Origin of the sequence: Fictibacillus sp. BK138, from assembly GCF_004216955.1 — a bacterium.
GTDB lineage: Bacteria > Bacillota > Bacilli > Bacillales > Fictibacillaceae > Fictibacillus.
In genome coordinates this window covers 1441250-1467428 of record NZ_SGXL01000001.1, presented here as the reverse complement: position 1 = coordinate 1467428, position 26179 = coordinate 1441250, and the positions used below count along the sequence as shown (strand labels likewise).

At 38.0% G+C, this 26179-nt stretch carries 27 protein-coding genes and 1 tRNA gene; 7 read left to right on the top strand and 21 right to left on the bottom strand.

What is annotated here, in order from left to right:
• Window positions 1-51: 51 nt before the first annotated feature.
• Window positions 52-126: transfer RNA gene (locus EV282_RS07190), tRNA-Gln, on the top strand.
• Between the two features lie 40 nt (window positions 127-166).
• Here EV282_RS07190 and EV282_RS07185 read toward each other — a convergent pair.
• Window positions 167-556, bottom strand: coding sequence for a Spx/MgsR family RNA polymerase-binding regulatory protein (locus tag EV282_RS07185; RefSeq protein WP_130294960.1), 390 nt, complete (start codon window positions 554-556; stop codon window positions 167-169).
• A 184-nt stretch (window positions 557-740) separates the two neighbouring features.
• On the opposite strand from EV282_RS07185, the gene EV282_RS07180 reads away from it, so the two are divergent.
• The gene (locus EV282_RS07180) at window positions 741-989 is read left to right on the top strand and encodes a DUF2626 domain-containing protein (protein ID WP_066242314.1); all 249 of its coding nucleotides are present in this window, start codon (window positions 741-743) and stop codon (window positions 987-989) included.
• A gap of 29 nt (window positions 990-1018) precedes the next feature.
• Here EV282_RS07180 and EV282_RS07175 read toward each other — a convergent pair whose 3' ends face one another.
• Window positions 1019-2104, bottom strand: coding sequence for a class I SAM-dependent methyltransferase (locus EV282_RS07175; RefSeq protein WP_130294958.1), 1086 nt, complete (start codon window positions 2102-2104; stop codon window positions 1019-1021).
• 2 nt (window positions 2105-2106) lie between these two features.
• Complete coding sequence (locus tag EV282_RS07170; protein WP_130294957.1) at window positions 2107-2739, bottom strand: MBL fold metallo-hydrolase; 633 nt, start codon at window positions 2737-2739, stop codon at window positions 2107-2109.
• Window positions 2740-2816: 77 nt separating this feature from the next.
• Between EV282_RS07170 and EV282_RS07165 the strand changes: the two genes are divergently transcribed.
• Together EV282_RS07165 and EV282_RS07160 are read left to right on the top strand one after the other, a co-directional pair.
• The gene (locus tag EV282_RS07165; protein WP_130294955.1) at window positions 2817-3215 is read left to right on the top strand and encodes a hypothetical protein; all 399 of its coding nucleotides are present in this window, start codon (window positions 2817-2819) and stop codon (window positions 3213-3215) included.
• Between the two features lie 111 nt (window positions 3216-3326).
• The gene (locus tag EV282_RS07160; RefSeq protein WP_066242324.1) at window positions 3327-3512 is read left to right on the top strand and encodes a DUF2759 domain-containing protein; all 186 of its coding nucleotides are present in this window, start codon (window positions 3327-3329) and stop codon (window positions 3510-3512) included.
• A 54-nt stretch (window positions 3513-3566) separates the two neighbouring features.
• Here EV282_RS07160 and EV282_RS07155 read toward each other — a convergent pair whose 3' ends face one another.
• The 6 genes from EV282_RS07155 to EV282_RS07130 all read right to left on the bottom strand — a co-directional run bounded on the left by EV282_RS07155 (window position 3567) and on the right by EV282_RS07130 (window position 11239).
• Complete coding sequence (locus EV282_RS07155; RefSeq protein ID WP_130294953.1) at window positions 3567-4760, bottom strand: M14 family metallopeptidase; 1194 nt, start codon at window positions 4758-4760, stop codon at window positions 3567-3569.
• Window positions 4761-4858: 98 nt separating this feature from the next.
• Complete coding sequence (locus tag EV282_RS07150; protein WP_226535162.1) at window positions 4859-6745, bottom strand: LTA synthase family protein; 1887 nt, start codon at window positions 6743-6745, stop codon at window positions 4859-4861.
• A gap of 331 nt (window positions 6746-7076) precedes the next feature.
• Window positions 7077-8036: an ROK family glucokinase gene (locus EV282_RS07145; protein ID WP_130294951.1), complete on the bottom strand. Its 960-nt coding sequence runs from the start codon at window positions 8034-8036 to the stop codon at window positions 7077-7079.
• 13 nt (window positions 8037-8049) lie between these two features.
• A complete protein-coding gene (locus tag EV282_RS07140; protein WP_130294949.1) occupies window positions 8050-8241 on the bottom strand; it encodes a YqgQ family protein in 192 nt (63 codons plus the stop codon).
• A 391-nt stretch (window positions 8242-8632) separates the two neighbouring features.
• Window positions 8633-10096, bottom strand: a complete 1464-nt coding sequence (locus EV282_RS07135; protein ID WP_130294947.1) for a spore germination protein — start codon at window positions 10094-10096, stop codon at window positions 8633-8635.
• Between the two features lie 99 nt (window positions 10097-10195).
• Complete coding sequence (locus tag EV282_RS07130) at window positions 10196-11239, bottom strand: M42 family metallopeptidase (RefSeq protein WP_130294945.1); 1044 nt, start codon at window positions 11237-11239, stop codon at window positions 10196-10198.
• 117 nt (window positions 11240-11356) lie between these two features.
• Between EV282_RS07130 and EV282_RS07125 the strand changes: the two genes are divergently transcribed.
• Complete coding sequence (locus EV282_RS07125; RefSeq protein ID WP_130294943.1) at window positions 11357-12220, top strand: hypothetical protein; 864 nt, start codon at window positions 11357-11359, stop codon at window positions 12218-12220.
• Here EV282_RS07125 and EV282_RS07120 read toward each other — a convergent pair.
• The 12 genes from EV282_RS07120 to EV282_RS07070 form a co-directional block, all read right to left on the bottom strand.
• A complete protein-coding gene (locus EV282_RS07120) occupies window positions 12201-12926 on the bottom strand; it encodes an HAD family hydrolase (protein WP_130294941.1) in 726 nt (241 codons plus the stop codon). The two genes, EV282_RS07125 and EV282_RS07120, sit on opposite strands and share 20 nt — an antisense overlap.
• Window position 12927: 1 nt before the next feature.
• The gene (locus tag EV282_RS20175; protein WP_165389300.1) at window positions 12928-13104 is read right to left on the bottom strand and encodes a hypothetical protein; all 177 of its coding nucleotides are present in this window, start codon (window positions 13102-13104) and stop codon (window positions 12928-12930) included.
• A 43-nt stretch (window positions 13105-13147) separates the two neighbouring features.
• Window positions 13148-14155: a ThiF family adenylyltransferase gene (locus EV282_RS07115; RefSeq protein WP_130294939.1), complete on the bottom strand. Its 1008-nt coding sequence runs from the start codon at window positions 14153-14155 to the stop codon at window positions 13148-13150.
• Window positions 14142-14762, bottom strand: coding sequence for a molybdenum cofactor guanylyltransferase (locus EV282_RS07110; protein ID WP_130294937.1), 621 nt, complete (start codon window positions 14760-14762; stop codon window positions 14142-14144). Before EV282_RS07110 ends, EV282_RS07115 begins: the two co-directional genes overlap by 14 nt.
• Window positions 14747-15538, bottom strand: coding sequence for a DUF92 domain-containing protein (locus EV282_RS07105; RefSeq protein WP_130294935.1), 792 nt, complete (start codon window positions 15536-15538; stop codon window positions 14747-14749). The genes EV282_RS07110 and EV282_RS07105 overlap by 16 nt, the downstream gene beginning before the upstream one ends.
• Window positions 15538-16095 (bottom strand): 5-formyltetrahydrofolate cyclo-ligase, encoded by a 558-nt coding sequence (locus EV282_RS07100; protein ID WP_130294933.1) that lies wholly within the window; start codon window positions 16093-16095, stop codon window positions 15538-15540. The genes EV282_RS07105 and EV282_RS07100 overlap by 1 nt, the downstream gene beginning before the upstream one ends.
• 94 nt (window positions 16096-16189) lie before the next feature.
• Complete coding sequence (locus EV282_RS07095; protein WP_130294931.1) at window positions 16190-16888, bottom strand: aspartate/glutamate racemase family protein; 699 nt, start codon at window positions 16886-16888, stop codon at window positions 16190-16192.
• 97 nt (window positions 16889-16985) lie between these two features.
• A complete protein-coding gene (gene rpmG / locus EV282_RS07090) occupies window positions 16986-17135 on the bottom strand; it encodes a 50S ribosomal protein L33 (RefSeq protein WP_066242361.1) in 150 nt (49 codons plus the stop codon).
• 100 nt (window positions 17136-17235) lie between these two features.
• Window positions 17236-19218, bottom strand: coding sequence for a glycoside hydrolase family 15 protein (locus tag EV282_RS07085; RefSeq protein WP_130294929.1), 1983 nt, complete (start codon window positions 19216-19218; stop codon window positions 17236-17238).
• A gap of 3 nt (window positions 19219-19221) precedes the next feature.
• Window positions 19222-21633, bottom strand: coding sequence for a sugar phosphate nucleotidyltransferase (locus EV282_RS07080; protein WP_130294927.1), 2412 nt, complete (start codon window positions 21631-21633; stop codon window positions 19222-19224).
• Window positions 21633-24434, bottom strand: coding sequence for a 1,4-alpha-glucan branching protein domain-containing protein (locus tag EV282_RS07075; protein ID WP_130294926.1), 2802 nt, complete (start codon window positions 24432-24434; stop codon window positions 21633-21635). Before EV282_RS07075 ends, EV282_RS07080 begins: the two co-directional genes overlap by 1 nt.
• 11 nt (window positions 24435-24445) lie before the next feature.
• Window positions 24446-25087, bottom strand: a complete 642-nt coding sequence (locus EV282_RS07070) for a DUF4912 domain-containing protein (protein ID WP_165389387.1) — start codon at window positions 25085-25087, stop codon at window positions 24446-24448.
• 374 nt (window positions 25088-25461) lie between these two features.
• On the opposite strand from EV282_RS07070, the gene EV282_RS07065 reads away from it, so the two are divergent.
• Window positions 25462-25653, top strand: coding sequence for a hypothetical protein (locus EV282_RS07065; protein ID WP_066290945.1), 192 nt, complete (start codon window positions 25462-25464; stop codon window positions 25651-25653).
• Between the two features lie 20 nt (window positions 25654-25673).
• A complete protein-coding gene (locus EV282_RS07060) occupies window positions 25674-26138 on the top strand; it encodes a hypothetical protein (RefSeq protein WP_130294924.1) in 465 nt (154 codons plus the stop codon).
• Window positions 26139-26179 lie beyond the last annotated feature (41 nt).

The following is a 26179-nucleotide window of genomic DNA, read 5'->3' as shown; positions in this document are numbered from 1 at the left end:
AGAAATGACCGCATATAAATTTCGACACGGCTCATACTATTATTGTTGCATTGGGCTATAGCCAAGCGGTAAGGCAACGGACTTTGACTCCGTCATGCGTTGGTTCGAATCCAGCTAGCCCAGCCAAAAAAAATAAACACTCTTAAGGTTTTAAGAGTGCAAGATATCAGGACACATGACTTGAGATGTGTTCTTTTTCTTTTTTATGGCTTAATTTTTTCATATCGCCAGGACTGTATCCGGCAATCAGCAGTTCTCCATCTGTTACGAGCGGACGTTTAAGCAGCTTAGGATTCTTCGTTAAAAGTTCAAGCAATTCGTTTGTAGAAAGATCATAAATATCCACATCAAGCGATTTAAAAGATTGACTCCTTTTAGCCAGAATATCTTCAGTACCCGCTTTCGTCAGCTTTAGCAACTCTCTGAGCTCTTCGACTGAAGGTGTTTCTTTAAATAAATGTCTTTCTTCAAATGATACTTTATTTTGTTTAAGCCACATTTTCGCTTTCCGACATGAAGTGCAGCTGGGATATGTGTAAAACGTAATTGAATTCATATGACTTCACTCCTTTTGGTTTACATTACCTTTAAAAGAGGCATAATAAACCAAAATTAACCTACTCTGAGTAAATATATTTGAACTGTCTTTTTATCCGCTTACAATTGTCATTTACAAGAGAGTGGAAACTCATATATAATACTAAAGGATACAAGTATTGGCGAAAAAAGGAGGGATACATATGTCAAGAATGTATAAGGTACTGGGCTTTTGGACAGGGATCATTGGTGTCATGGCTTATCTTGGCGATATGCAGGACATGGCGTTATTGTTCCTAGGACAAACGATTATGTTCGTTTCATTAGGTTATTTGAACTTATCTGAACGTATGTATATTTATATCTTTGGTGCTTATTTAACAGTTTTCTTTGTCGGATTTACATACTGGTCAACATTTATGATGACTCCTGGAGCTGGCGGAGGCCATTAAGTTGATACTAGCAAATAAAAAACAGACCGTTATAGAACGGTCTGTTTTTTTTGTTGCACCATAACTTGAAAGCCATTGGCTAGTGTACTATCTAAAAGGAATGACCGGATCGCCCTGTTCCTTTTGTGTTCAGCAGAGAATGGGTCTGTTCCCTCGACATCATTCAAAAGTGCTAACATACCCTCTTTCAAGAGGAATTCTCCTTGCATGCTAAAATAGATAGTTTCGATTCCTTGTTCTTTTGCAGCATTTTCAACTTGATCCCAATCTACATGATAAGTTATATCCATGTCACCTGGATAAACAAGGGGGTTATTTTCAATTTTATGTTTATGATATCCGCGTATGCTGCCTCCTTTTAATGCATCTCTATTCCATTCTTCTCCTCTATAGCCATAATCAACAAAGAAATAGACACTGTTCCCGGCTGTCCATTCATAAAGATCTTTTAGCCAGTTCATCATCTGAAACGACATTTCAAGATCAAAATCACTTCTCCTTGTTGCGAATAGCTTATCTAATAAAGAATTGTCAGATGTTTTTATATAGTTATATCGAATCTCATCTTTATCTGCATCAAATCGAACAACTTTCTCAAACCAGTTGTTTTTTTGTTTTTGAAATATCCGTAATGGAAAGGCATCTAGTACTTCATTTGCAAAAATAATACCTTTAAAATCCGGATAAGAATCCTTCATTTCTTCAAATGAACTAAAAATGGTCACAGAAGAGAAACCTGTTAATTCATTTTGGAGAAGCTGACGGTGGTAAGGACTTTTCTCAACGATGATATAGGACAGTTGCTGCCCAAAACCTTTTTCTTTCCAGCTCAATAAAACTTGTTTTGCGAACCGTCCAGTTCCTGCTCCAAATTCTACTACGATAGGATCTAGTTCTTGTTCATGAATGGTCTTTGCAAAAACATCAGTCCAAACTTTTCCGAAAACATCTGAAATTGAACTGGATGTATAAAAATCACCGTTTTTCCCAATTTTCTTCTGTTCACTCATATAATATCCGTAATCAGGATGATAAAGAGCCCATTCCATAAATTGCTCCATCGTCATCCAGTCGTTCCGTCCCAAATAACTTTTCACAACATCTTGCAGGCTCAATTTTAAAACCCGCCTAAGAAAGGATTTGAGTCCATTTCCATTCCAATCGTCGTCTCCGGTCCATGACCAGATAGTACAACAGTCTCTTCAGGAAGATTCAATAATTTCTCATGAATACTCTTTAGCAATATATCCTGACTTCCTCCGTAAAGATCGGTTCTCCCAATGCTTCCTGCAAACAATGCATCCCCGGAAAAAACAGCTCCAGCGCTCTTCAAATAATAGGAAACACTCCCTGGTGAGTGCCCAGGAGTAGTCAGTATATCAAAAGAAAACGAGCCAATCTTTACGCTTCTATCATTATCCGTTAATAGGTTACTCGCAGGCTTAGCTGTGATATTTTGTCCAAAATACTTAGACCCGTTCTTTTTTGTATCAGTGAGCCAATCTTGCTCTTTTTTATGGATATATAGGGGCAGCTGGTATTTTCCCCTGACTTGATCTACTGCACCAATGTGATCAAAATGTGCATGTGTAAGCAAAACAGCCAGTGGTTTTAACTTTAGCGATTCTATATTTTGAATAATTTTAGAACCTTCACTGCCTGGATCTATAATGACCGCCTCATTCTTTGAATCATAAAGAATATATGTATTTTCCTGAACAGGTCCTACAGTTAGCTTTTTCCATCTCATGATTGTACCTCCAGTTTCAATTGCAAGCTCTTTCTTTCTATCTTACACTAAAATAGTCAAACATACGGAGGATATGCATGGATGTCTATTATGGTTATGAAAACATTTCATCAGAAGGTTTTTCGGTTCTCGACCGCGATGACGATCTCATCATTACGGATCATTGCACAGCTGGTTCAAACGAAGCGATTCCTTTACTGTTAATAAAGCCGTGTAAAACTTCTCTCCTTTTTGAGGATTATGGATTCTTTTCTGAAAGTGGGAAATGTTATTTATATCTTGATATGATTTGTGCTTTCACTATGAAGGGTGGGGAACAGAAGCAAAGAAATATGTTTCTTCTGCAAGCTGAAGAAGAATTAATAGCCATTGAAAATGAAACAGAGTCAATTTATTTTTTCAGCGAGCATAATAAACCGCTTATACTGAAATGGGCATCATCCTATGAGGTTAAGCTCGAATTCATATTGTTGTAAATGTTCACTCGACAAATAAGGATAAAACAAGTAAAATAATACAAGGTTATACCTGTGTGAAAGCGTTATACATAGGATTGGTATTACTCCAAAGCAAGGGGGCACAGAATAATGGGATTAGCCATTATATTCGGCTTAGTAGCTATTCTAGCTGCATTGGGACTATTACGTTCGTTAAAAATTAAAAACTTAATGGCAGCAGGATTTGCGTTCTTAACGTTTGCTGTATTTGGCTGGTTTACAGTCATGACTGTACTTGACGTATTAGTTGGCAGCGGCGGTTCAACAGGCCATTAAAATCCGAAAAACCATCAGAATCTTTATTCTGATGGTTTTTCTATACAAACAAACTTACATATACAAGCTGGCAATCAGTATACCTCGTGTTTCTTCATAAATTTTATCAAACTGGCCTAATGGCAATGGGTTAACTCCTAATCCAAGTTCGATAGTAAAACCTGGTCTTCTAAACTCCTGTATAAACCAGTCTTTATATCCTGCATAGCTGTCAACATACCTGATGGCTTTATAACCGCTGACACGTTCAAACTCCTCTGCAATATGCTGGGATTCAGGCATAGGTTCTTCCCCCTCAAAACCCCAGTAAAGCTCCTTTCCTTGCGTATGAAGAGCAACTACCCTGTCAAAATCATACTTTTGTGCAGCCTGAGCCATAACGATCGCTTCTGGTTCAGATAAAGGTGCTTTTCCAGGATAATCTCTAGGTGCTGGCTGCTTAGGTTTCCTTGGCTGTTCTAGTTCCCACCTTGCAGGGAACTGATTGTTTAAATCCACGCCTCTAATATTGGCTTTCCATGATGAAAAGTCTTTTTTCCCTTTGTTTAATTTCAATACAAAGTCTTTTATTTCTGCGTCCTTTGGAGGACCATGTAAAACAAGGTCAACTCCATCAGGATCGACCATTGGTACGGCAAATAACGTAGTATTTTTGTAAAGATCGAGTGAAGAGACATCACTCAAGGACTCTTCCACCGTTAAGGCACGAGCATACTCGTTAATAAACTTCATCAGGATTGCTGATGTGATCCATTCATTTCCATGAAAAGAACCGTTGATGTGCACTTTTTTCTTTCCCTTACCAATGATAAGCATATCAATGGGTTTCCCTTGAACAGAATGCCCAATAGTTTGTTTTTTAATAAACGGATAAGTTTCCATTAAATGATCTATGTCTTTCTCCAGCACTCGGCTGTCATATTTTCGTTTTCCTTGAATACAAGGAAACGGGAGGACATAAGGAATGTTTATTTCATCTTTTACAAATATCTCTTTAGGATCGACTTTTGGATTGAATAAGTAAAGTGCATCGATCGGTATATCCTTTTCCTCCGCAATTTTAAAGAAGGTGTCACCATTTTTTATCTTATAGCGCTGAACAGCAACCCCAGGCAAATGAACTATTTTTCCGGCTTCTATATTTCCAGAATGCACATTTGGATTTGAATCTTTAATTAAAGTGTAAGGGATAGACAAAAGTCTGGAATAGTACCAAAGTGAGTCCCCGTTCCTAACTAGAATTTCCAATCAAAGCCCTCCCAAAAAACGTTCTCTTAAAGATGTATGATAGCTGTGCACATATATGCAAAAAAAAGCACTCAGCCGAAGCTAAGTGCTTTGTATGGTTATTTGTTTTGTTTTGCCTTGTCTTTATCATAAAAGCGCAGCAAATCACCATAGATGATTCGATCTGACATATCCAGCTCCGTTTTTGCACGTTCAGCATAAGGCTCGCATGCATTATCTTCGCCTTCAACCGGTTTTCCAGTTGCCTTGTCGTAGCACTTTCCATCAGTAAAGACATTATCTTTCGTAATATAAGAGTTATCACGAAGTACTGCGAAATCTTCGCGGTCTTTAGAGAATAAGTCTGATCCTAATTGAATGTCACCTTTAGTATCAATTCCCAGCAAGTGAAGAATAGTCGGCTTTAAGTCGATTTGACCGCCTACTGTATTCATAACTTTACCTTTTTCACCTGGCATGTGGATAATCAATGGTACTTTTTGCAGTTGAGTTGATTCAAACGGTGTAATTTCTTTACCTAAGAATTGACCCATTGCATCGTTATGATTCTCAGAAATACCATAATGATCTCCATACATGATGAAGATTGAGTCTTCATATAATCCAGCTGCTTTTACATCAGCAAAGAATTCTTTTAAGGCTTCATCCGTGTAACGTACAGTTGTAAAATATCGGTTTACTGTTCCGTCATTTGAAGTCCATTCAGGAATCATTTCATCTTCTTCTTCCAAAGTGAAAGGGAAGTGATTCGTTAAAGTAATATATTTTGTATAGAATGGCTTATTCATAGCCTGCATTTCTTTCAAGTGAGGAATAGATTGTTTAAAGAAATCTTTATCCTTTAATCCCCAGCCGATTGAATTTTCAGGTGTAACATCAAAATCTTTTAATGAGTAATAGCGGTCATAACCGAAATTATCATACATGATATCACGATTCCAGAAACTCTTGTTGTTCGCATGCTGTACTGAAGAGTAATAGCCTTGCTCCTTCAAGATCTCTGGTGTCGCATTGTATTGATTTTGTGAATGTGTAAAGAATACTGCTCCACTTGGAAGCGGATATAGTGAGTTATCTAATAAGAACTCAGAATCAGATGTTTTCCCTTGCCCTGTTTGGTGATAGAAGTTCGGGAAGTAATAGCTGTCTTTAATCAAGTCATTCATAAACGGCGTAATTTCTTTTCCGTTTACAGACTCATTAATAACAAAGTTTTGTGTGGATTCTACAGAGATAATGAAAACGTTTTTGCCTTTAGCTTTACCAAACATTTCAGGGTTTGGTTCTTTATAATTGGCACGTGTATAGTTCTCAATATCTGTGATCTCGCTGCCATCCGCGAATGCACGCTGAGCTTTCGCTTTAGATTGAATGATTGAATCGTAAATATGATAGTTGTATGATCCAATATTCTTAATAAGCATCTCACGGTCAAATGTACGTGTTAATAACTGTGGACGCTCCGTTTCAGCAATACCAACGTTAACAATAAATAATACGATCGCCGCTGCATAAGTCAGTGTGATCTGTTTGCGTGATGCACGAGCAGGACGGTAATCAGCACGTCTCATAAAATAAGCTAAAATTACGATGTCAACAAACACTAAAACGTCTGTAGGCTGGATCAATTCAAAAACACTATTACCTAGATCACCCATGTTGCTTGTTTGAAACAAAACAGGAATGGTAATAAAGTCGTTAAAGAATCTGTAAAATACCATGTTTGCATACATAATAAAACTCATGATCGCACTAATGGCAATAATCATTCTTCTATGAGCTTTACCTTTAAAATAAAGCGTAATACCTAAGAATAAGATGACCGAACTGATTGGATTTATAAATAGGATCAGTTCCTGAATTTTATTGTCCATCGGCAGTTCAAATGCAGTTTTATAAACGATATATGTTTTAACCCATAATAAAGCAATTGCTATAAAGAAAAACTTATAATCAGCAAAAGCTTGTTTCATTTTTTCCTTCATAATGTTCTCTGACCTCCTCAATCAAAAAGAACTTGTGCAGTGAAATTTAAATGTTATTTTTTATACGTTCCTTATCCGCTGTATCCATCGGGAATGTAAATCACCATTTACAAAACCTTAACTAAAGGATTACATAAAGAGTATAATAAATGGTTTTGCACAAGAATTCAATACCCTAACGTACTATTTCAAGATTCTGACAAATAGGACAACAAAACTATATTAGTTTTACCCTTTTTTTTCATCCATAAACAATTAGACGAACCTTTGCCGAAAAAGTTTCAAAAAAATAAAGAACCACTTTCTGTGGCTCTCTATTTTTATATAGTATTTATAGGTTATGTTTTGCCAGCCAAGCTCCACCTATTACACCAGCGTCGTTGCCCAAAGTTGCAACAGTAAGCGTTGCTCCCTCTGCTACTCGCGGAAGTGCAAAACGTTTAAATTCATTTTTAAGTCTGGACATGAGTACGTGACCAGCTTTTGAAACGCCCCCACCTATAACAATTTTCCCAGGATTAATACTGTTGGAAAGGTTTGCGATGACAAGTCCTAAATGAAATGCTACTTCGTCTAAGGTATCAATTGCTGCCTGATCACCATTCTCAGCTGCTTCAGCAACATCTTTTGCTTTAAGTTCCCCATGATTCTTTAAAATTTCATTAAGAGATGAAGATACATCACCTGCTGCTTTTTCTTTCGCGATCCTAGCTATTCCTGTAGCAGATGCAATGGTCTCAATACATCCGGATTTTCCGCAATTACAATGAGCTCCACCTTCTGGAATAGATGTAATATGTCCAATCTCGCCTGCCATCCCATTCGTGCCATGCATGATATGGCCATTCACAATAATTCCGCCTCCGACACCAGTTCCTAGCGTAACCATAAGTAGATTTCCTTCGCCATCTCCTGCACCGCGCCACATTTCACCTATCGCTGCAATATTTGCATCATTGTCTATCGTAACCGAAAGACCTGTAGCTTTTTCAAGCTCGTCTTTCAAGGCATAATTTCGCCATCCAATATTAACGGCATGATAGATGAACCCCGTTTTCATGTCAATAAATCCTGGTGCACCCATACCGATCGCAGCGAGTTTTTCGCTTTTTTCAGAAAGTTGATCTAATTTGGCACTGATTGAATCGGCAATGTCACTGACAATATGTTTGCCGTCTTCAGAAATATTAGTTGGAATTTCCCACTTCTCGACAATATGACCATCAAGTGTTATAAAAGCTATTTTTATTGTTGTTCCGCCTAAGTCTACGCCAACTAGCCATTTTTCCATTTTGCTTCATCCTCTATTGTAATTTATTGTTTGCTGAACGAATAATAAGAATTGCTGTTTTGTATTCGTTTACATCGATAAGCTTCTGATTATAGAGTTCACGAATTTCTTCTTGTATTAGTTCTAAATCTGCAGCTGGGTTTCCTGTATAAATAATGGTTCCAAATCTTTTCAATAACTGCTGCACATCATACATTGTTTTCATTTTCTATCACCTACGTCATTATAACAAAAGTTACGGGACCGAATGCAAGCCTTTGCACATTATTCTCACAAAAAACAGGCCATTATTTCTGAGGATGCCGAAAAACCTGTTGAACAAAAAAGAATCAAACCACCTCGATCAGAGTTGGTTTGATCCATTTTTTTGCATACAAACATGTAAGGATTGTAGCGGGAGGGTACTGACTCCTCGAAAATGAAATTCACATTTTCTTCGTGCAAGGCAAAGCTGCCGAAGCCTTCCTTGTCCTGCGGGACGAGTGGGACAGGTGAGCCCCGCGGAAAGCATGTACCCTGGAGCGGAGATCCCCGAATTCAATATTTTATTTAGGAACTTTTTCAGTGCCCTCTTTTTTATCTACCTGTTTTACGTTTTAACGATCTGGATCCTTAGGATGAAGAACAACAGGTCTTCTGTTTTTTAATGGCATTGGAATTCTAAATATCACGTCTCTGATGGCTTTATAGTTAAAAGGTATGAACGGCCATAAGTATGGAATATGAAATGATTTAAAAGAAACAAAAAATAAAATGGCTAACGTAAACCCTGCCATATAGCCAGGTACTCCAAAAAGAGCTGTAAGTCCTAATAATGAAAGCCTTAATAATCGATTAGCAAGGCTAAGTTCGTAAGTTGGTGTAGCAAAAGTTCCGATCGCGGCTACTGCTATATATAACACGACTTCATTCACGAACAACCCGACCTCGATAGCAACTTGTCCGATTACGATAGCCGAAACAAGTCCTAATCCTGTCGATACAGATGTAGGGGTATGAATGGTTGCCATCCTGAGCATGTCCATACCAAGTTCAATGATGATAAACTGTAAAAAAAGCGGAACAACCCCAATCTCCTCGGGACCAATAAAACTGAGACCAATGGGCAGCAGGTCTTTTTGAACAGAAAACAAATACCAAAGCGGCAGCAGAAAAATGGAAATCCATACAGCTAAAAAACGAACAAACCTTAAATACGCACCTACGATTGGTTTTTGTCTATATTCTTCTGCATGTTGAAGATGATGCCAAAATGTAGTTGGCGTTATAAGAACAGAAGGTGATCCGTCTACAAAAACAAGAACATGTCCTTCAAATAGATGCACAGCTGCAGTATCAGGACGTTCTGTATACCTCACTAACGGATAAGGATTCAAGTGCCTTCCGCAAATAAATTCCTCAACCGTTTTCTCTCCCATCGGAAGTCCATCCGTATCAATCTTTTTCAGGGAATCCTTAATTCGTCCCACGATATGCGGGTCAGCTATGTCTTCTATATAGGAGATGCATATATCTGTTTTGGAGCGCCTTCCGATACTCATATATTCCATTCGTAATGACCGATCACGTACTCTTCTTCTCGTCAATGCTGTATTGAATATAATCGTCTCTACAAAGCCATCTCTCGCTCCCCTTACAACACGCTCAACATCAGGCTCTTCTGGTCCGCGGACGGGGTATGTTCTGGCATCAATCTGTATGATCTCTGGAACGCCTTCAACGATAAGAACAGTTGGTCCGCTCAAAACCCAATCGATCCCCTGGTTAAGATCATCAGATTTAGAAATCTCAACATAAGGGATATACGTTTTCATTAATCTCAAAAGCGGATCCGGATCTAGCTGTTCGGGTTCAAGGTCTGCTAAGAGCTTCATTAGATAGTGAAGAATATCATCTTTCACAAATCCATCCACCATGAACAGTGCCATTCTTCTGCCTGCATATTCTAAGTCCAAATGGATGCAGTCAAAACTAATATCTACACCTAGTTGTTTCTTCATATATTGAACGTTTTCGTCAAAATCCTGTGAAAGAGGCTGTTTTTTTGGCAGATAAGACATTTTTCATCACTCCTCTGCCTATCATCCTTTACTTTCTCTAATCTTTTCATACCTCCAAACAACAAAATCCCAGCGCGTTTGGCTGGGATTTCAGATCTTCTATACGAGGTTTGAATGTAGGTATATCTTTATTAGATTAGCTGTATGTTCCAATGATTTAAGATGTGTCCGCTCATATGCATGTGATGCATCGATCCCAGGTCCGATTAAACCATGTACCACATCAGCACCTGCTCTAATAGCCGCAGTAGCGTCTGACCCATAGAAAGGATAGATGTCTACTTTATAGGCAATTCCGTTCTTCTCAGCTAATTCAACCAGATGTTTTCGTAATCCAAAGTGATAAGGTCCACCAGAATCCTTCGCACAAATACTGACAGTAAACTCATCTGTTGTTTGTCCATCACCGATCGCGCCCATGTCTACTGCTAAATATTCGACAGTCTGTTCTGGGATATTGGAGTTGCCCCCAAACCCAATCTCTTCATTATTACTGATCAAGAAATGTGTCGTGTAAGGTAATTTAGTTGATGTTTTCTGAATTTCGTTAACAAGGTGCATTAAAATGGCCACACTTGCTTTGTCATCAAGATGCCTGGACTTTATAAAACCACTTTCCGTTTCATCAAAACGCGGACTAAAAGAAACGAAATCACCAACGGAAACCCCTGCTTCCTCAGCATCCTTTTTTGAATGAAACTCTTGGTCTACCCTTACCTCTATGTTCTTTTCATCCCTCTTCAAATCCCCCATACCTTTATACACATGTGCTGATGTCTGATGCATCAAGACTGTCCCCGAGAAACGATCGCCCTTTGAAGTATGAATCGTACAATATTCCCCTTCGACCGTGTTCCAATAATAACCGCCGATTTTATCTAATTTTAAGCGTCCGTCACTTTTTATTTCTTTTACCATCGCACCAAGTGTATCCACGTGAGCTGTTAACAAACGGTGTTTAGTATCATCTTCTCCTTTAATTGTTGCAAGCAAAGCTCCTTTGTTCGTGACTTTAAAAGGTACTTCGTTTTTTTCAAAGAACTGCTTCATGTGATGAATAGCAGCTTCTGTATTCCCAGAAGGACTTGGTATATGTACTAATTCTTTAATAAATCTTACAATCTCATCTGTTTGTATTTCCATTTTCTTCTCCTCCTTATGTGTAAACATTACATTGTGATATTTTCGTTTTCCACCTTCTAATTTACTCGAAAGCGCATACAATTTAGGAACTAGTTTGTCCTAGAGGAGGCACAGGTAATGAAGAGGAAAATTTCGATATTCACGCTGATAATTATACTTGTAATAGGTATCATCTACCAGCCGTTTATCAAAAAAGAGGCTCGTGAAAGTATTACATTTTTTCCGATAGACAACTCTTTCTCTTTTACTGAAGCAGTCACATCTCTAAAATTTATAGAAGGAACTGCTTCAAACTATAAATTTAAATGGGACGTAGAATCGGAGTCTTCCGAAAATGTCTATTTAAGACAAGATATCGCCATGATCTTTGAAAACGGAAAACTTACAAACAAGATGACTGAGTGGAAAACAACTGCAAAATCGATAGACCTGGAGAAAAATATAGAGGGAAAAACTCCTGGGTTATGGGAGGCCATCTCCTATCATCAGGGTGAAATTCATCTTAATGAAGAAAAATACCGTTCCGTTCAAAAAATGAGCAGTGATTTTCTATACACCGTTAAACCAAATAACACATTTACCGGATTTAAAAAAACTGCTTCTCCATCAGAAAGGCGTCTGAAAAACACTTTAGATCAAGAGACAAATAAATACCTTCAAGATACTTTAAAAGAGATTCTGGATTATTATCAAATAAATAGAAACAATTATTATGTGATTTCACTTCAGTCATTAACAAGCTATAACGAAAAAGCACTGCCCGGATTTAACCAGGTTAAAAGCCAGGAGATTATAGGGAAACTATGGGAGGGACTTTATAAAAATTATTTTATAAACATCACAACAAAAACTGGCAAGAAGATCAGCCCCATAAGAAGCAGCATGCCTTATATATTGTTGAGCAAAGATAAAACACACTTATTTGTTTTGTTTCAAACCCCAGCTGGGGAAAACATTCAGCTCATTCAATACATTTCCTGATTACACTTCTTAAATCATCTGCAGAATTGCAGTTGAATATGTGTGTATTTGTTTGTGCTTGGGTTAGTTTTAAAGGATTCCACCATATTCCTGTCCACCCAGCTTTTACAGCTGGGTGGATATCAAAACTGTATGAGTCGCCCACATAATAAAAATGAGCCGCTTGTATTCTGCTTTTTACATATTCAAATATTTCAATGCTAGGTTTGGCGCAAGAAAGTTCTGAGGAAATAAAAATATTGTCTGAGAAACTTAGACCCAGCATACTTAGCTTTTTTCTTTGCAGTTCGGACGCTCCATTTGAAATGATCCCTGCTACACACCCTTGCCTTTGTGTTAAATCAATAATTTCTTTGATCCAAGGATAAGGTATAACAAATGAAGGTATCTTCTCTTCACAAAGTTTTCGAAAATAATCGATCCGTTTTATATCAACCGATTGGATATTTAAAGATAACAATGAAGAAACAAGCCTGTTTCTTTGATATTCCTCACGTGTTAAACTTTTATCCTCATAAGCTGGCCAATACAAATCACAATAGATTTTATATGCTGCAAACCATTCTTCGGCTTTTACCGGCTTCTTCAGAACAGGATGAAAAATTGATTTAAAGGCAAATAAAGAAGCCTGCTTAAAGGAGGCTTCATAGTCAAATAACGTATTATCCAGATCAAAAAAGAAAGCTTTGCTATTTGAAGCGTTCATATTAGATCAATTCATCCATCATTTTTGAACGCAATCCCGGAAAAGACATAGCACTCCCTACAACAAAACGTCTAATAAAAGGTTGTCCCAGCGCCATGTTGATCAGACGATAACGCATTCTATAACCGAGCATTACAGCAAGGAATAACAAAAAGCCTTTAATCATAAATCCTTTCATAAAAAAACCTCCTTGCTTATACTTTCTGTGTTTGATGGTATTTTTATTCGTAAACAAGTCTTGCGAAATATTCTTCATACATTTCTTGGGCAATTTTTGTGTCCTCTGTCCCTTTTACATGGATTCGACCATCTTTAAATATTGCAACATCTAATCCGTTTATTGTGACTCTAAGCAAAAAGGGAGTTAAGATAGGGTGGTGCAGTGCAAGTTCTGATTCTAGCTGGTTAAGATCAAATAATCTATTCGTTGATAGTTGCACAGTCTTTCTCCCGCATAGAACGATTGCTTCCAAAAAATCTTTTTGAAGAGCCGGGTATATATTCTTGATGCAAACTGGACAATCCGCTTTAGAAAGAGGAAGTTTTGTTTCCATATTCATTCTCGTCCAGACATCAAATGTTAACATCTTTGGTGTGATTAAGGCTGATTGGCCTGTAAGAATTTTAAGCGCTTCCACCGTTTGATAGGATGCCGTAATTTCAACTGCTGGCATAATCACACCATTTGCATCGCACGTTTCCCCTAACATCCGTCCTCCTAATAAACAGCGAAGACAACAAGTCTGATCTCGTAGAAATACCGCCACAGTCCCTGTAGAACCAGCGACCCCTCCATAAACGTATGGGATGTTATTTTTCATACATACATCATTCAGTATGTACCGCGTTTCAAAATTGTCAGTTCCGTCCAAGACCACATCCGCATCTTCCACAAGCTTTTCTGCGTTATGCCCTGTAAGTTGCTTAAAATGTACTTCAATATCTACTGAAGAATTAATAGCGTTTAGACGTTCTTTCGCTGCAATAACTTTCGGAACCATATCTTCTGAGTCTTTTTCAATAAAAAGAGTCTGTCGCTGTAAATTTGATTCTTCTACTACATCGCGGTCTATTAATATTAATCGTCCTATGCCTGCACGCGCCAGCTGATGTGCTAAAGCTGAACCAAGAGCTCCAACTCCTGCAATCACAGCAGTTTTTGTTTGCAGGATAGCCTGTCCCTCTTTACCGATTGGACGGAAGAGCTCTTGTTTTTCATACCGATTCATTGGCTGCCTCCTCAATGATCCCGATTAGCTCGTTTGTTGTGTTCACATTTTTAAAAAAATGTTCTTCCTCTTCTTCTACTTCTATATACTTGGTGTTTTTTTTCTGAAGGAGCTTTAATACTTTAAAGATATTTTCTTGCAAACAGGAAGTAATATCAGGTAAACATGTTTTTTTATATACTCCGTTTAATGGATATATTTTTTCGTTTAATACAGGGATAACACAATCATATTCTCCCTCTTGTGCAGCTGTAAGCCATTTTCGATACATACTGCTGCTCATTAAAGGCATGTCACACGGGGCGATAAGATAGTAATCAGCTTTTTGGCTGATCATTCCGGTATAAATACCTGCTAACGGACCTTTTCCTTTGTAGCGTGGTACATCTTCAAGAATACGTATGGACTTTGAGCTATTTTTCGTTAGAGTGTACCGTAGCTCCTCACGTGAAATAACTAAGATCACATCCGTATGAGGCGTCAGTGATTCCACTGAATACTCTACAAACGTTTTATTATTCCACTCTGCTAATGCTTTCGGGCTTCCAAATCTCCTGGATTCGCCGCCAGCTAAAACGATACCTGCACAAATCACTGAACTGTCCATGTGTATAATCCCCCCGCTATTAACGCGCCAATAATCGTAGAGCTAAAATTAACAAGATTATTTGTTACCCATGGTAAACCAAATATTCTCACTGTTTTCATTTTGCAATGCCACTTACTCTCAGTTTCTGTTTTACAAACTTGGCAATAATACTTTTGTTCGAACCAAGCTCCAAAAAGGGTATCAGCAACATTTCCAAAAAAACCCGCAAAAATAATAATAAGAGTTCCCATGAAAGTTGATGAATCGAATAGAAAATAATAACTTGCCCCAATTGCTGCAGCACCTAAAACCGCAGCGATCGTTCCTAATCCCGTAACAGCTCCTGAAAGTCCTGCTTCAACCTTTCTCCACTCTTTTAAGTGAAAGGGCTTTGTTTTGGACAGTATTCCGATCTCAGAAGCCCACGTATCTGCTGTAGCGGTCGCAAGTGCACCTGCAAATACCATTAACCATAATGGGTCTGGCATTAAAATATCCCCTATTGCAGCAAGAGAAGATGTACCTCCGTTCGCAAACACTTGACCGGCTGTGCGCCCCTTCTTGTCTTCTAAAGGTTCTGCATTATAATCTATTTTCACTTCTCTTTTCCATTTTGTTAAAAGGGATGATGTTAGAAAAAATACCGCTAAAATAACTAAACCCTGCCATGCAAAAGAATAAAAGATAAGAGCACCTGTAATAAATGCTGCTGTACTTCCCCTAAGTGTAAGCAGCTTAAAAATAAAGGAGACCATACAAAGCAGACCAATCCCCACAAAAAAGAAAACTTCCATTATATATAGCGTCCTTCTTCAGTAATAATTTGTTCAACTGGTACATCAAATTCTTCAAAAGGCAGTTGTTCTGCCGTTTGAAATGAGTAGCAGATCGATAATGTTGAACCTTGATAGTTCTTTAAGAAACGGTCATAATAGCCGCCTCCGTAACCAATCCTGTATCCTTTTTTGTCAAAAACCAGCCCAGGTACGATAAGCAAGTCGATCGTTTCTTTAGGGATTACATTTGTTCTTTCAGCAATTGGTTCATAGAGGTCCATATACACATTCTCTAAATCATTAAAGGAATTCAGTTCTCTAAATTCCATCATTTTGTCAGCCGAATAGCATTTTGGTACACAAACAGTTTTTCCTTCCTCCCATGCTTTCTTTATAATAGTTGTCGTGTCTAGTTCAAATTTCCTGGAAACAGTAATTCCGATAAAGTTTGAATTTTGCCAGAGTTCTGTTTCAAATAATTGTCCCGCTATTTTTGCGCTCAGTACCTTTCGATCATTTGCCTCCATAGAGAGTAATTCATTCTTTATCTTTTTTCGCCATTCAGACTTCGTCATTTGCAGCACCTCTTATGAATTGAATTATGCCTTAATCATAGCACGTGTCCTATAAGAGACAAAAAAAAAACAGTGATAGAGTCGCCAGTATTTTTTAAGGCTTCTTTTTCAAAAAACGAATTAAGCTATCTACGTGAATCGATGTAGTATCAAATAGTTCAATATCTTTCCAGTCATCTTGTTTTAGAAAGATTGGAAGTTCAGTACACCCTAAAATCAATCCATTAATTTTATATTTACTATTTAACTGTTGAATCATGTTCTCTACGGCCATTATATCCTCTTTAATGAATATGCCTCTGGAAAATTGTTTGAAAATCTTTTCCTGCAAGAAGTCTTGCTCGGTTATTTCAGGAACAAAAATTTGGATTTCAGTGTTTATAAAAGGTTTTCTGTATAGATTGCTCTGCATAGTCGGAATCGTCCCTAATAGGCCGATCCGGTTCTTATTGCTTTTTATTACTTCATCAGAGGTCGCATCTAATATGCTGATCACAGGAACACTAACATTCCTTGTAATTTCTTCATAAAAGAGATGAGGAGTATTCGAAGCAATAAGGATAACATCAGCACCAGCTTGCATTAGATCATTCATGGATTCAGATAAATATTGTATGAGCTGCTGATCCTTCTTTCCCGTTGTTAAATGATGCACTTTACTCACATCTACACTTTCAATAACCATCTCAGGAAAAGCTGAGGAGTCTATCTCCGTTTGATACTTGTTTATAATCAGCTTGTAGTATTCTATCGTAGCCTGTGGAGTCAAACCGCCTAAAATCCCAATTTTCATTCTATCCGCTCCCCAATCCTTAGCTTTTATTAAGTTCTATGTACGAAAAAACGCCTGATTCCTCATTCTCATGGGAGTCAGGCGTTCTTAAGTGAAATTACTTCGTTTCACGGTGAACTGTGTATTTCTTTAAACGCGGGCTGTATTTTTTAAGCTCTAAACGGTCTGGATTTGTACGCTTGTTTTTAGTAGTGATGTAGTTACGATCACCAGTCTCAGTACAAGCTAAAGTAATGTTTACACGCATTGTTGTTTCCCTCCACATCTTTACCAAAGTACATATTAATGGTTACTAACAGTCATTATTCTCTATTAAACCATACTTTAACATGATAACAAATTCTTATCTAACGGGCAAGAGAGTTTTGTGAAAGTTTCTGATATACGGTCGTATATTCTTTTAAAACATCGACAAAAGTAGCATGCGACCATGTTAGAGGAGCCACTGATAATGCATCACCTGTGAATGGGTGGAGCTGTTCTGGCAATACCCCCGTTGAAAAACTATGCTCTTGGACCCAGCGCAAAATTTCGTGTGGCCGTTCTAAATCATATACTGTTTTTGCCTTTTGAATGTACCATTTTGCTACCCAAAGTGTACAAATCAGCCATGGGTTTCCTGGAACCCTTCCAACTTCATGTGTTTGCTGAAAATAGTAATCGTTAGTGTACCTTGCAATCCCACCGACGTTCGTTTTTATACTTAAATCCTCTTCCATCTGATGCATCGTACGGATCACTCTTTCATCATCTGCTGGAAATACACCAAAGGCAAATAAGGCATACATGCTTGATTCCATCGTAAAATCCTTTTTATAAGCATTATCATCTAATAAATAGATGCCTCTGATGAATCTGCCCGCACCTTCATCATACAGATGTTTTTCCATACCTGCTTTAATGCGTTCGGCACCTTTTTTATATCGTTCAGCCCGATCATCTTCTCCAAAAAGTGTTGCAAAGGAATATGCAGCCATCAGTCCCCCATATACACTGCTTGCTGTAAACGTAAATATCCCTCTCCTTTCCTCCCAAAGATCATAAGATTGCAGAGGTAGGTCGAGTTCACTATGCATATATTGGAGCAAAAATCTGGCACTTGGTCTGACAAGTGAACGATAAAGAGATTGAGCAAATTCAATATCACCCGTTTCTTTATAGTGCTCCCAGAACGCCCACAAAACAAGTGCAGTTTCATCTTCTTGAATAGGAAGCTGGCTTGCTCCATCTTTATCGATCATCGGATGCCATGAAGAACCAATGGAACCGTCTGGATTATATTTATGATGCAGGTACCCTTCTTTCGTAAGAACTTCAGCACATCTTCTATAAAAATTTTTAACCATGCCGTGAAATCCTGCTTTCGCAGCAGCTGCTGCTATTAACGCTCCGTCTCTTGGCCACATATAACTGTAATGATCGCGGTTATATTGTTGTATATCAGAGTCATTTGCTGCGATGATATAGCCATTCTCATTCGTTTGCGTACGCAAAATAAGCAGACTGCGGTTGTATAGATCGAGCAGTTCGTCTGAAAGATTGCATGGGTTAATCTTCGTTTTGTTAACCCATCTTCGCCAATAAACATCAATTTTGTCCAGTGTTAATGATGGGCCGATCTCCATTAGATAATCAAAAAGAGAAAAAACCTCTTCTCTGCTTTTCCCAACTGTCAGGGAATAAAATGCTTCTTTTGTTTCATTGGGCGGTATGACTCCAGTGACCGAGAACGTACTGTCTATCGATCCTTGAGCAATTGGATTCACATGAAGATGGCCATCTTCAGCATCCTTCCATGTACCCTCTGCGCTTAAAAACCGTTTTATACCTGTGGTGTATTGATCCATTCCTTTTCCATCTAAAGAAGCATGAAACAAAAAATATCGATTCTTTTTATAATGGATAATGACTGACTTATGAGGATCGTAGTAGGCAGTATCACCGACCTCGGTCTCGTAAATGGAAAGATCCTGGTGAAAGAAAAGCTTAATATTCTTTTCTACATCTGTTTCATTCATAATACTGATCTTCCTCATAAACATGTTTTCTCTTTGATGTACAGCATCTTCAATCTTCAGGCACACACCCTCTTTTTTATTCCTTGCGAAGGACTGAGTGACTAAAGAGTCACTGCGGTAACCAGGTTCTACCACCCATTCTCTAGAAGAAAGCCAAGAAAAGGAGCCATTGATACTGGCTCCTACTCGGTTTACATGTCCCTGAACATGATTCTGCTGACCAACATAAGGAAAATAGATGTCTCTAATCTGCAAAAAATCATCTAAGTTGATAAGTAAATTACCGTTACCTAAAACTAAATGTCTTGGCATACTTTACACCCGCTGATACAGCTGAATTTTTTCGATGTATTGTGAAGCAGCCTGTTTTGCTTGTTCGGGATCCGTATTTTGAGAATAAACTGTGAAAACAGGTTGTTCTACATCAGGTAAAATTAATGTCCAGCCCCCTTCTGGATGAAATACCTTTATTCCATCTAGAAGCTCTACATTGTTATCCCTTATATCTTCCATCAGCCTTCGCATTACGCGTCCTTTTTTATCCTTTGGACATGGTACATATTCTCTCAACATATGCACATCAGGCAGCATTTTTACGAGCTCTGAAAGTGTTATTTGCTGCATCGCCATCACTTCAAGGATATGAACAAATGCATATTGTGCATCGTATTGATAGTTTAGGACCCCTTCGCCAACTTCCATTATGGATCTTGGGTTGGCTTTGGTACGGATCAGTTTCCCTTTTAGCCGTTCTGCGATTGAATCTAAAGCAGAAGATCCATAAACAGGAATAGCCATTTCCTTTTGTTTGCCCTGAGAAAAAGCTGTGAAAACGTAAAGAGCCAGCATGGTTTCTTCGTCTAAGACTTCACCAGTTTCTGTAATCAATCGCAAGGTTTCTCCTGCTTCACCAATCAACACACCAATGTTGGCATTTGTTACTCTAACAAATGAAGCCATTTCTTCAGGCTTCGTCTGATAAGGAGCAGTTAGAATTTCACAGTTAAGCCTATTATAGAGATTCGGAATAAAATTCAAATACGGCTGATGATTATAATTCACAACAACCCTGAATTTTGCTTCTTGTATTCTTTTTTCCTGTATTTCTTCAAGCAGTGCAGAAATATAATCCTCGTGTTTATTGGCCTGTACCGCCCCTTTACCAATTCTATCAAACGATGCCCGTCTATAATCTTCCTGCCAGTATGCATTTTCAATTTTTCTTTCAAGATCGGAGTGGATCGGCAAACCTTTGTTATCATAAAACTCGATCATTAATTGTTTTTCACCAGTAGGGTTTGAGAAACGGACGTAAACCCCGCCTTCCAAACGCTCTTCCTCGATTGAAAATCTGACTACTGGTGCCACCGTCGGGCTGATATCAAGTGTATGTACACCTGAAGAATGAAGTCCTTGGATAAAAGATTGCTTGATCATTACAGAAAAATCATGCGAATCACTTGCGATCAGAATCTGTGAACCATACGGAAGAACCGCACCGTATGCAGACGCTAGTCTTGCGATATAATCAGGAGTAATTTCAACATTCGCTATCCCTGAAACTCCCCTTGAACCAAACAAAGACTTGGTCGCCTTTTTTCCCCACACGATTGAAGTATGAACAAGTGCCTCTTCAAAGATTTCTTTTTCCGGCCATATTTTCACATCCGGTTTTAAAGTTGCACTTTTGCCGATCGTACAATGATTCCCTACTACAGCATGCTCAAATATCGATGCATCTTTCTCAACTTTTGTACCATTGGCAATAGTAGCACCTCTCAGCTCACATTGATCGCCTACAAAAACATCATTCCATAAAACTGTTTTTTTCAATGAACTTCCCGAACTCACCACACTATTTTTTCCCACAACAGACAGTTTGCCAACATGAGCTCCTCTTCGTACGACAGCGCCATCTGCAATACTTATAGGACCCTCGATCTTAGCTCCTTCTTCAATAAAAACGTTCTCACCAATCCAGATGCCAGGTTCAACCTCTTTTCCAACAATGGGAAGATTGACAAGGCCATTTAACATATCATAATGAGACTGGCGATATTGCTGCAGACTTCCGATATCTGACCAGTAACCATCTGCTTGATACCCGAACAGATTTTTATCTTCCTTCATTAGTAAAGGAAATAAATCTTTACTGAAATCAACAGGTACATCTTTTTCGATATATTGGAAAACCTCTGGCTCAAGAACGTAGATACCAGTATTCACTGTATCACTGAAAACTTCATTCCAGCTTGGTTTTTCTAAGAATCGTATGATCTTACCTTCCTGATTCGTCATGATTACACCATATTCCAAAGGGGATTCTACTTGTTTCATAAAAATTGTAACAAGAGAATCCTTTTCTTCATGAAAATCAATCCCTTTTTCCAGGTCAAAATCAGTTAAAGCATCTCCGCTAATGACAATAAACCGTTCATCTAAAAAATCTTCAGCATTTTTAATCGAACCTGCAGTTCCAAGAGGGGAATCTTCTACAAAATAATGGAGATTGACTCCAAAATTCCGACCATCTCCAAAATAGTTTTTGATGGCATCTGGAAGATAATGAACGGTAACAGCAATATCCGTTATTCCGTACCTTTTTAACAGCTCAATGCCGTATTCCATAACCGGCTTGTGAAGCATGGGCACCATAGGTTTTGGCATGTTGCATGTAAGAGGTCTTAAACGTGTTCCTTTTCCGCCAGCCATGATTACACCTTTCATTACACCATTCCTCCTACTTTTGCTGTATTATTTTGAACTTTGTTATATAAGTCAGCAGTTTTTTCTGCAATCGAATCCCAGCTGAAAACGGTTCTAGCTGTTTCTTCACCTTTTCTAGTCATTTCTTTGCAATGTTCACGATTAGCAATCATATATTCTACTGCCCATACAATGCTGTGAGGGTCATTCGGATAGATTTTCAGGCCGGTTTCCTCGTGCTCTATAATTTCTTTTAATCCTCCGGTGTCAGAGACAATCGTTAATTTTCCAGCAGCCATCCCCTCAAGTGCAACGATGCCAAAAGGTTCATAATGACTTGGAAAAAGTGCTGCGTCCGCTTTTGCAAACCACGTATTTCTCTCCTCATCACTGACAAAACCGGCCAAATGAACATGATTTTCTAAATGTTTTTTTCTCACCATTTCATTTAGTTCATCAAATAGAGGTCCCTTACCGGCAATCACAAATTTCACTTGAAGTCCTTTGTTTCTTAAAATATCTGCAGCTTCAACAATCGTTTGAAAGCCTTTTTCTTTTACGAGCCTTCCTACTGAAAATAGCAATAGTTCATTATCAGATCGATTATCACCATTAAGTTCATCATTCGATGATTCAGCTATAATCTGCTGCGGATCTATTCCATTAGGCAGAATTGCAATTTTATCCTCAGGTATTTGAAAAACATCCGTAAGTTCTTTTTTCATGTAAGTACTGCAGACAATGAGGCTATCAGAACCATCCATCAGCTCCCACTCTTTTTGATTAATCTCATATTGAAGAGGTGAAGTGATCCCATTGTTTCTTCCATGTTCTGTAGCATGTATTGTCGTAATTAACGGAAGTTCTAAATCTCTTTTTACCGCTAACGCAGCAACAGATACGAGCCAATCATGAGCATGAATACAGTCAAACTTAATTTTCTTGGATAGTTCAATAGCATAATCGGCCATTGCTAGATTCAAGCTACCCGTCCAATGAAAGAAAGATTCAAAAGATGGCTGTTTCCCTTTAATCCTGTATACATGAACGCCATTATTAATTTCGTATTCTGGATAGCCGTCTACTGACGAAGTGAGCACATACACTTCATGCCCCAAGTCAGTTAGTTTTCTTGATAAATCAAATACATGTCTCGACAACCCGCCAACTACCATCGGCGGAAATTCCCAAGAGAGCATGAGTATTTTTTTGCCTTTACGGTCTTCCTCTGCATACTGCATATTCACATATAAATCATGCTGATTTTTAAAGTAATGCCATAAACTTATCATGATAAATGGATATTCATTTTCATATTCTGAGATTTCTTTAACGTTATAGCTTTCATTCTGAATAGCTTCATATAATGTATGAAACCTTTCAATGTGTTCTTGAAATCTATCTTTTGCATATTGTGCAGCGCTATTTCCTTCAATGATAAAAGCCCAATCAGAACTTGCCGCAAGCATCCATTCTCTTACCATTTGGTTAGCATAACGTTCGATTACAATATTCACTTTTTCTGTTGAAAGCTTAGCAGCTAGTTCAACTAATTTCTTCTCACAATAATGGAGATGTCGATACATCCATGCATTTTCATTGTTCAGCCAAACTTCTCCAGTCCCATTCCTTCCCCATGTTGAAAAGCTAGGTCTGACGGTGTCAAGGTCTTGATAATGTCTGTGTAAAAATTCTTGTGGTGTGATCCAGCTGATGCTTCTTTCATTCGAAACTTTCATGGATTGCAGTAAAAACTCGGGTCCTTCAAACCACCAGTGTCCAAAAAGTTCTGCGTCAAAAGGCGCCGTAATAAGTTGAGGAGGAAAAGATTGTTTGTTGTTATGTAAGTAGTCTTTGATGCGGATGTTAAAATCATTGGAGTGCTGTTTTACTTTTTCTTCAGCATACGTTCTGTTATACCAGTCTTTATTTTCGGTATCACCTGTAATTCGCCAATATTTCAGCGAAGTATCTACTCTGATACCGTCTGGATGAATAAACCCTTTTATATAATCAAAGTCACGTTCATAAGCTACGTCGCGATAAAACTCCCTGTAATCAAAATCACCTGGGTATCCAATAGAAGAATTCCAAATAGTCTCAGAAATAAACTGATTTCTAGGGAATAACGCTACCCCATGAGGGGAATATACAGGTGCTCCTATTCCTTTACTTGGAACAGGTTTGCTCTTAAGAAGTGTTTGTTCATCAACAAACGTGTAACGAATACCAGCATCAGCTAATATTTTATCCACACCTGGAGAATAAGCACATTCTGGAAGCCAAAATCCTGTTGGTTTACTTCCGAAATATTTCTCATACGTATTTATACCAGCAAGAATCTGCGCTTTTACTCCTTGTTCAGTTTGAACATACGGTAAAAAAGCATGAGTTGCAGCGGATGTAATACATGTGATTTTCCCTTCATCCATAAAGGATTTAAATGCTTGGATAATCTGGCAGTCATGATTTTGATAAGTATCCATAACCTTTTTATAGCGTTTTTCGTAAAAGCTTATAATTTCTTTTTCTTGTTTGTTTTTTGAGAAGCTTTTTTCTTTTTTGATGAGTTTTAAAGTAGAATCGAGATGCTCTAAATAGCGTTTCTGAATAACTGGATCATTCAAAAGTTCGAGTAATGGGGGGGAAAATGATAAGGTCCAAGATAAAGATTCAGGCTGTTCTTCGAGAACCCATATTAACGGGATATAAGACTCAGAAAGTGCCTCAAATACCCATCTTTCCTCTAATCTATTTGCTTCATTATGCCTCACATAGGGAAGGTGAGCGTGCAAAATCAATGCGAAATACCCGTTAGACATTGTATACTCTCCTATCTGATTTTTTGATAGTATGAATAAGTAGAAAAATTCTCAAGCCATTCTGGCTGCGTTATGTTCTGCTGTTTCCATCGGTCTATCTTTTCATCGTAAGAACTGTTCACTTCGGCTGCACCAGTTTCAGCTGGATTTGAACGCAACAATGTAAAAAAGCTGCCGTCAAATGTGCGAGTACCAATATCTGCAATGTATGTGCGGTCAGGCTCTAACGAGTGCAAGAACCAGTTGTTTGTCATGGGAGGAAGATCGATCTCAAATGTTCTATGTGCGTTATGCCCATAAAATAGAATATCCGTAACATCGTATATTTTCAGAACACTCGGAAGCTCCTCCCACTTTGTACGGAAGTGGTGTTCAGCCATATTCTTGATTGATTCTGAAAAACTCCAATATACATATAAACTCTCAGGAGTACGAGGCATGAGGCATGCATTTGCTTCCGTATACTCAAACGGCATTGACCATTTTTCTTTTTCCGTTCCTTTTGAAGAAGCAGGAACCTCTTGTGGTTCAATTTGCTGCTGCCGGTACTTATTCCAGCGGTATTGAACCTTGCCTAAAGACATATTCATTTTTTCAGCAATTTCTTGCAGCGTAAGTCCTCTTTCCTTTAATTTCACAATATCTTCGATCAAGTTCATCACCTCATCTTAATCAATTATTCTAGTAAACTTATACTTATTCATAGATTTTAAACAATCGTATCACTAGATATTTTTATGTACAATGTGTCAAAAAAGTCGAAAATTGACGGTTCTTTATCCTGCATGGGATTACAGTTTATGTAAAGTTTTTGTAACCGGTTGCTTCATCAGATTATTCTGAAATTAAGACAAAATCACACAAAAAGAACCCTTTTATTCTAATTTATGGAATTTATTTTTGTGGAATGTCATGAAAATAGTCGAAATGTTGTATTTTGTGTAAACTTTTGTGAAAAAACCTATACCGCAAATAGATACTATGTTATAAAAGTAAAGGGTATAGCTTTACTAATAGGGAGGATATTATGGAGTTTGCAATTTTCGGATTATTGCTAGTTGGTATTATTCTTTTGATTCTTTCCTTTCGAAAAAATCGTGAAAACTCAGTTGAAACACAGCTTGAAAATTTTACGATCCAATTAATGAAAGAAATTTATCAAATTAAAAAGAAGTTAAAAGTTCTTGAAGATGAAATGATGATAAACGATAAGAACTAAATTTGTGAGGGGAAATTAGTATGACGAGCAAAAACCTTCGCGGATTTTCAGCTGGTATTATAATTTCTACTGGAATATTAGCTGGTGTATATTACACAGCGGATACAGAAAACCGTACTGAACTGACGGATACTGCAGTGGAAGAATATCTTTCTGAAAAAGGCGAGTTGGCAATTTCAAAAGATGAATATACTTCTTTAACAGAAGCTGAGAGTGCAGCCGCTGCTCCTGCAAAAGAAGAAGCCAAGACTGAACCAGAAAAGGAAGAAGAAAAAGTCTATCAAATGACTTTAACGATCACACAAGGTATGAGTACTGGCGAGGTTTGTGACCTTCTGCAAAAAGGAAACATCATTAAAGACAGTAAAGAATTCTTAAAGTATCTAAGGTCCAATAATTTAGAAGGTGCCGTGAGAGCTGAATCTCATCAGGTGAACAGCAACATGAACTTTGATGAACTAGCTAAAGAGATTACAAGTTCATAAATTTATTACATAGAAAGAGCAGGCGTATCACGCCTGCTCTC

Excerpts from the sequence above, each read along its gene's own strand:
- EV282_RS07105 (WP_130294935.1), bottom strand. The coding sequence starts at position 15,538 with ATGGAAGTTTTCTTTTTTGTGGGGATTGGTCTGCTTTGTATGGTCTCC.
- EV282_RS07165 (WP_130294955.1), top strand. The coding sequence starts at position 2,817 with ATGGATGTCTATTATGGTTATGAAAACATTTCATCAGAAGGTTTTTCG.
- EV282_RS07075 (WP_130294926.1), bottom strand. The coding sequence starts at position 24,434 with ATGTCTAACGGGTATTTCGCATTGATTTTGCACGCTCACCTTCCCTAT.
- EV282_RS07140 (WP_130294949.1), bottom strand. The coding sequence starts at position 8,241 with ATGAAAACAATGTATGATGTGCAGCAGTTATTGAAAAGATTTGGAACC.
- EV282_RS07130 (WP_130294945.1), bottom strand. The coding sequence starts at position 11,239 with ATGGAAATACAAACAGATGAGATTGTAAGATTTATTAAAGAATTAGTA.
- EV282_RS07110 (WP_130294937.1), bottom strand. The coding sequence starts at position 14,762 with ATGGACAGTTCAGTGATTTGTGCAGGTATCGTTTTAGCTGGCGGCGAA.
- EV282_RS07120 (WP_130294941.1), bottom strand. The coding sequence starts at position 12,926 with ATGAACGCTTCAAATAGCAAAGCTTTCTTTTTTGATCTGGATAATACG.
- EV282_RS07060 (WP_130294924.1), top strand. The coding sequence starts at position 25,674 with ATGACGAGCAAAAACCTTCGCGGATTTTCAGCTGGTATTATAATTTCT.
- EV282_RS07085 (WP_130294929.1), bottom strand. The coding sequence starts at position 19,218 with ATGCCAAGACATTTAGTTTTAGGTAACGGTAATTTACTTATCAACTTA.
- EV282_RS07145 (WP_130294951.1), bottom strand. The coding sequence starts at position 8,036 with ATGGAAAAATGGCTAGTTGGCGTAGACTTAGGCGGAACAACAATAAAA.
- EV282_RS07095 (WP_130294931.1), bottom strand. The coding sequence starts at position 16,888 with ATGAAAATTGGGATTTTAGGCGGTTTGACTCCACAGGCTACGATAGAA.
- EV282_RS07170 (WP_130294957.1), bottom strand. The coding sequence starts at position 2,739 with ATGAGATGGAAAAAGCTAACTGTAGGACCTGTTCAGGAAAATACATAT.
- EV282_RS07185 (WP_130294960.1), bottom strand. The coding sequence starts at position 556 with ATGAATTCAATTACGTTTTACACATATCCCAGCTGCACTTCATGTCGG.
- EV282_RS07100 (WP_130294933.1), bottom strand. The coding sequence starts at position 16,095 with ATGACGAAGTCTGAATGGCGAAAAAAGATAAAGAATGAATTACTCTCT.
- EV282_RS07160 (WP_066242324.1), top strand. The coding sequence starts at position 3,327 with ATGGGATTAGCCATTATATTCGGCTTAGTAGCTATTCTAGCTGCATTG.
- rpmG (WP_066242361.1), bottom strand. The coding sequence starts at position 17,135 with ATGCGTGTAAACATTACTTTAGCTTGTACTGAGACTGGTGATCGTAAC.
- EV282_RS07065 (WP_066290945.1), top strand. The coding sequence starts at position 25,462 with ATGGAGTTTGCAATTTTCGGATTATTGCTAGTTGGTATTATTCTTTTG.
- EV282_RS07115 (WP_130294939.1), bottom strand. The coding sequence starts at position 14,155 with ATGAATCGGTATGAAAAACAAGAGCTCTTCCGTCCAATCGGTAAAGAG.
- EV282_RS07180 (WP_066242314.1), top strand. The coding sequence starts at position 741 with ATGTCAAGAATGTATAAGGTACTGGGCTTTTGGACAGGGATCATTGGT.
- EV282_RS20175 (WP_165389300.1), bottom strand. The coding sequence starts at position 13,104 with ATGAAAGGATTTATGATTAAAGGCTTTTTGTTATTCCTTGCTGTAATG.
- EV282_RS07125 (WP_130294943.1), top strand. The coding sequence starts at position 11,357 with ATGAAGAGGAAAATTTCGATATTCACGCTGATAATTATACTTGTAATA.
- EV282_RS07080 (WP_130294927.1), bottom strand. The coding sequence starts at position 21,633 with ATGAAAGGTGTAATCATGGCTGGCGGAAAAGGAACACGTTTAAGACCT.
- EV282_RS07135 (WP_130294947.1), bottom strand. The coding sequence starts at position 10,096 with ATGTCTTATCTGCCAAAAAAACAGCCTCTTTCACAGGATTTTGACGAA.
- EV282_RS07150 (WP_226535162.1), bottom strand. The coding sequence starts at position 6,745 with ATGAAGGAAAAAATGAAACAAGCTTTTGCTGATTATAAGTTTTTCTTT.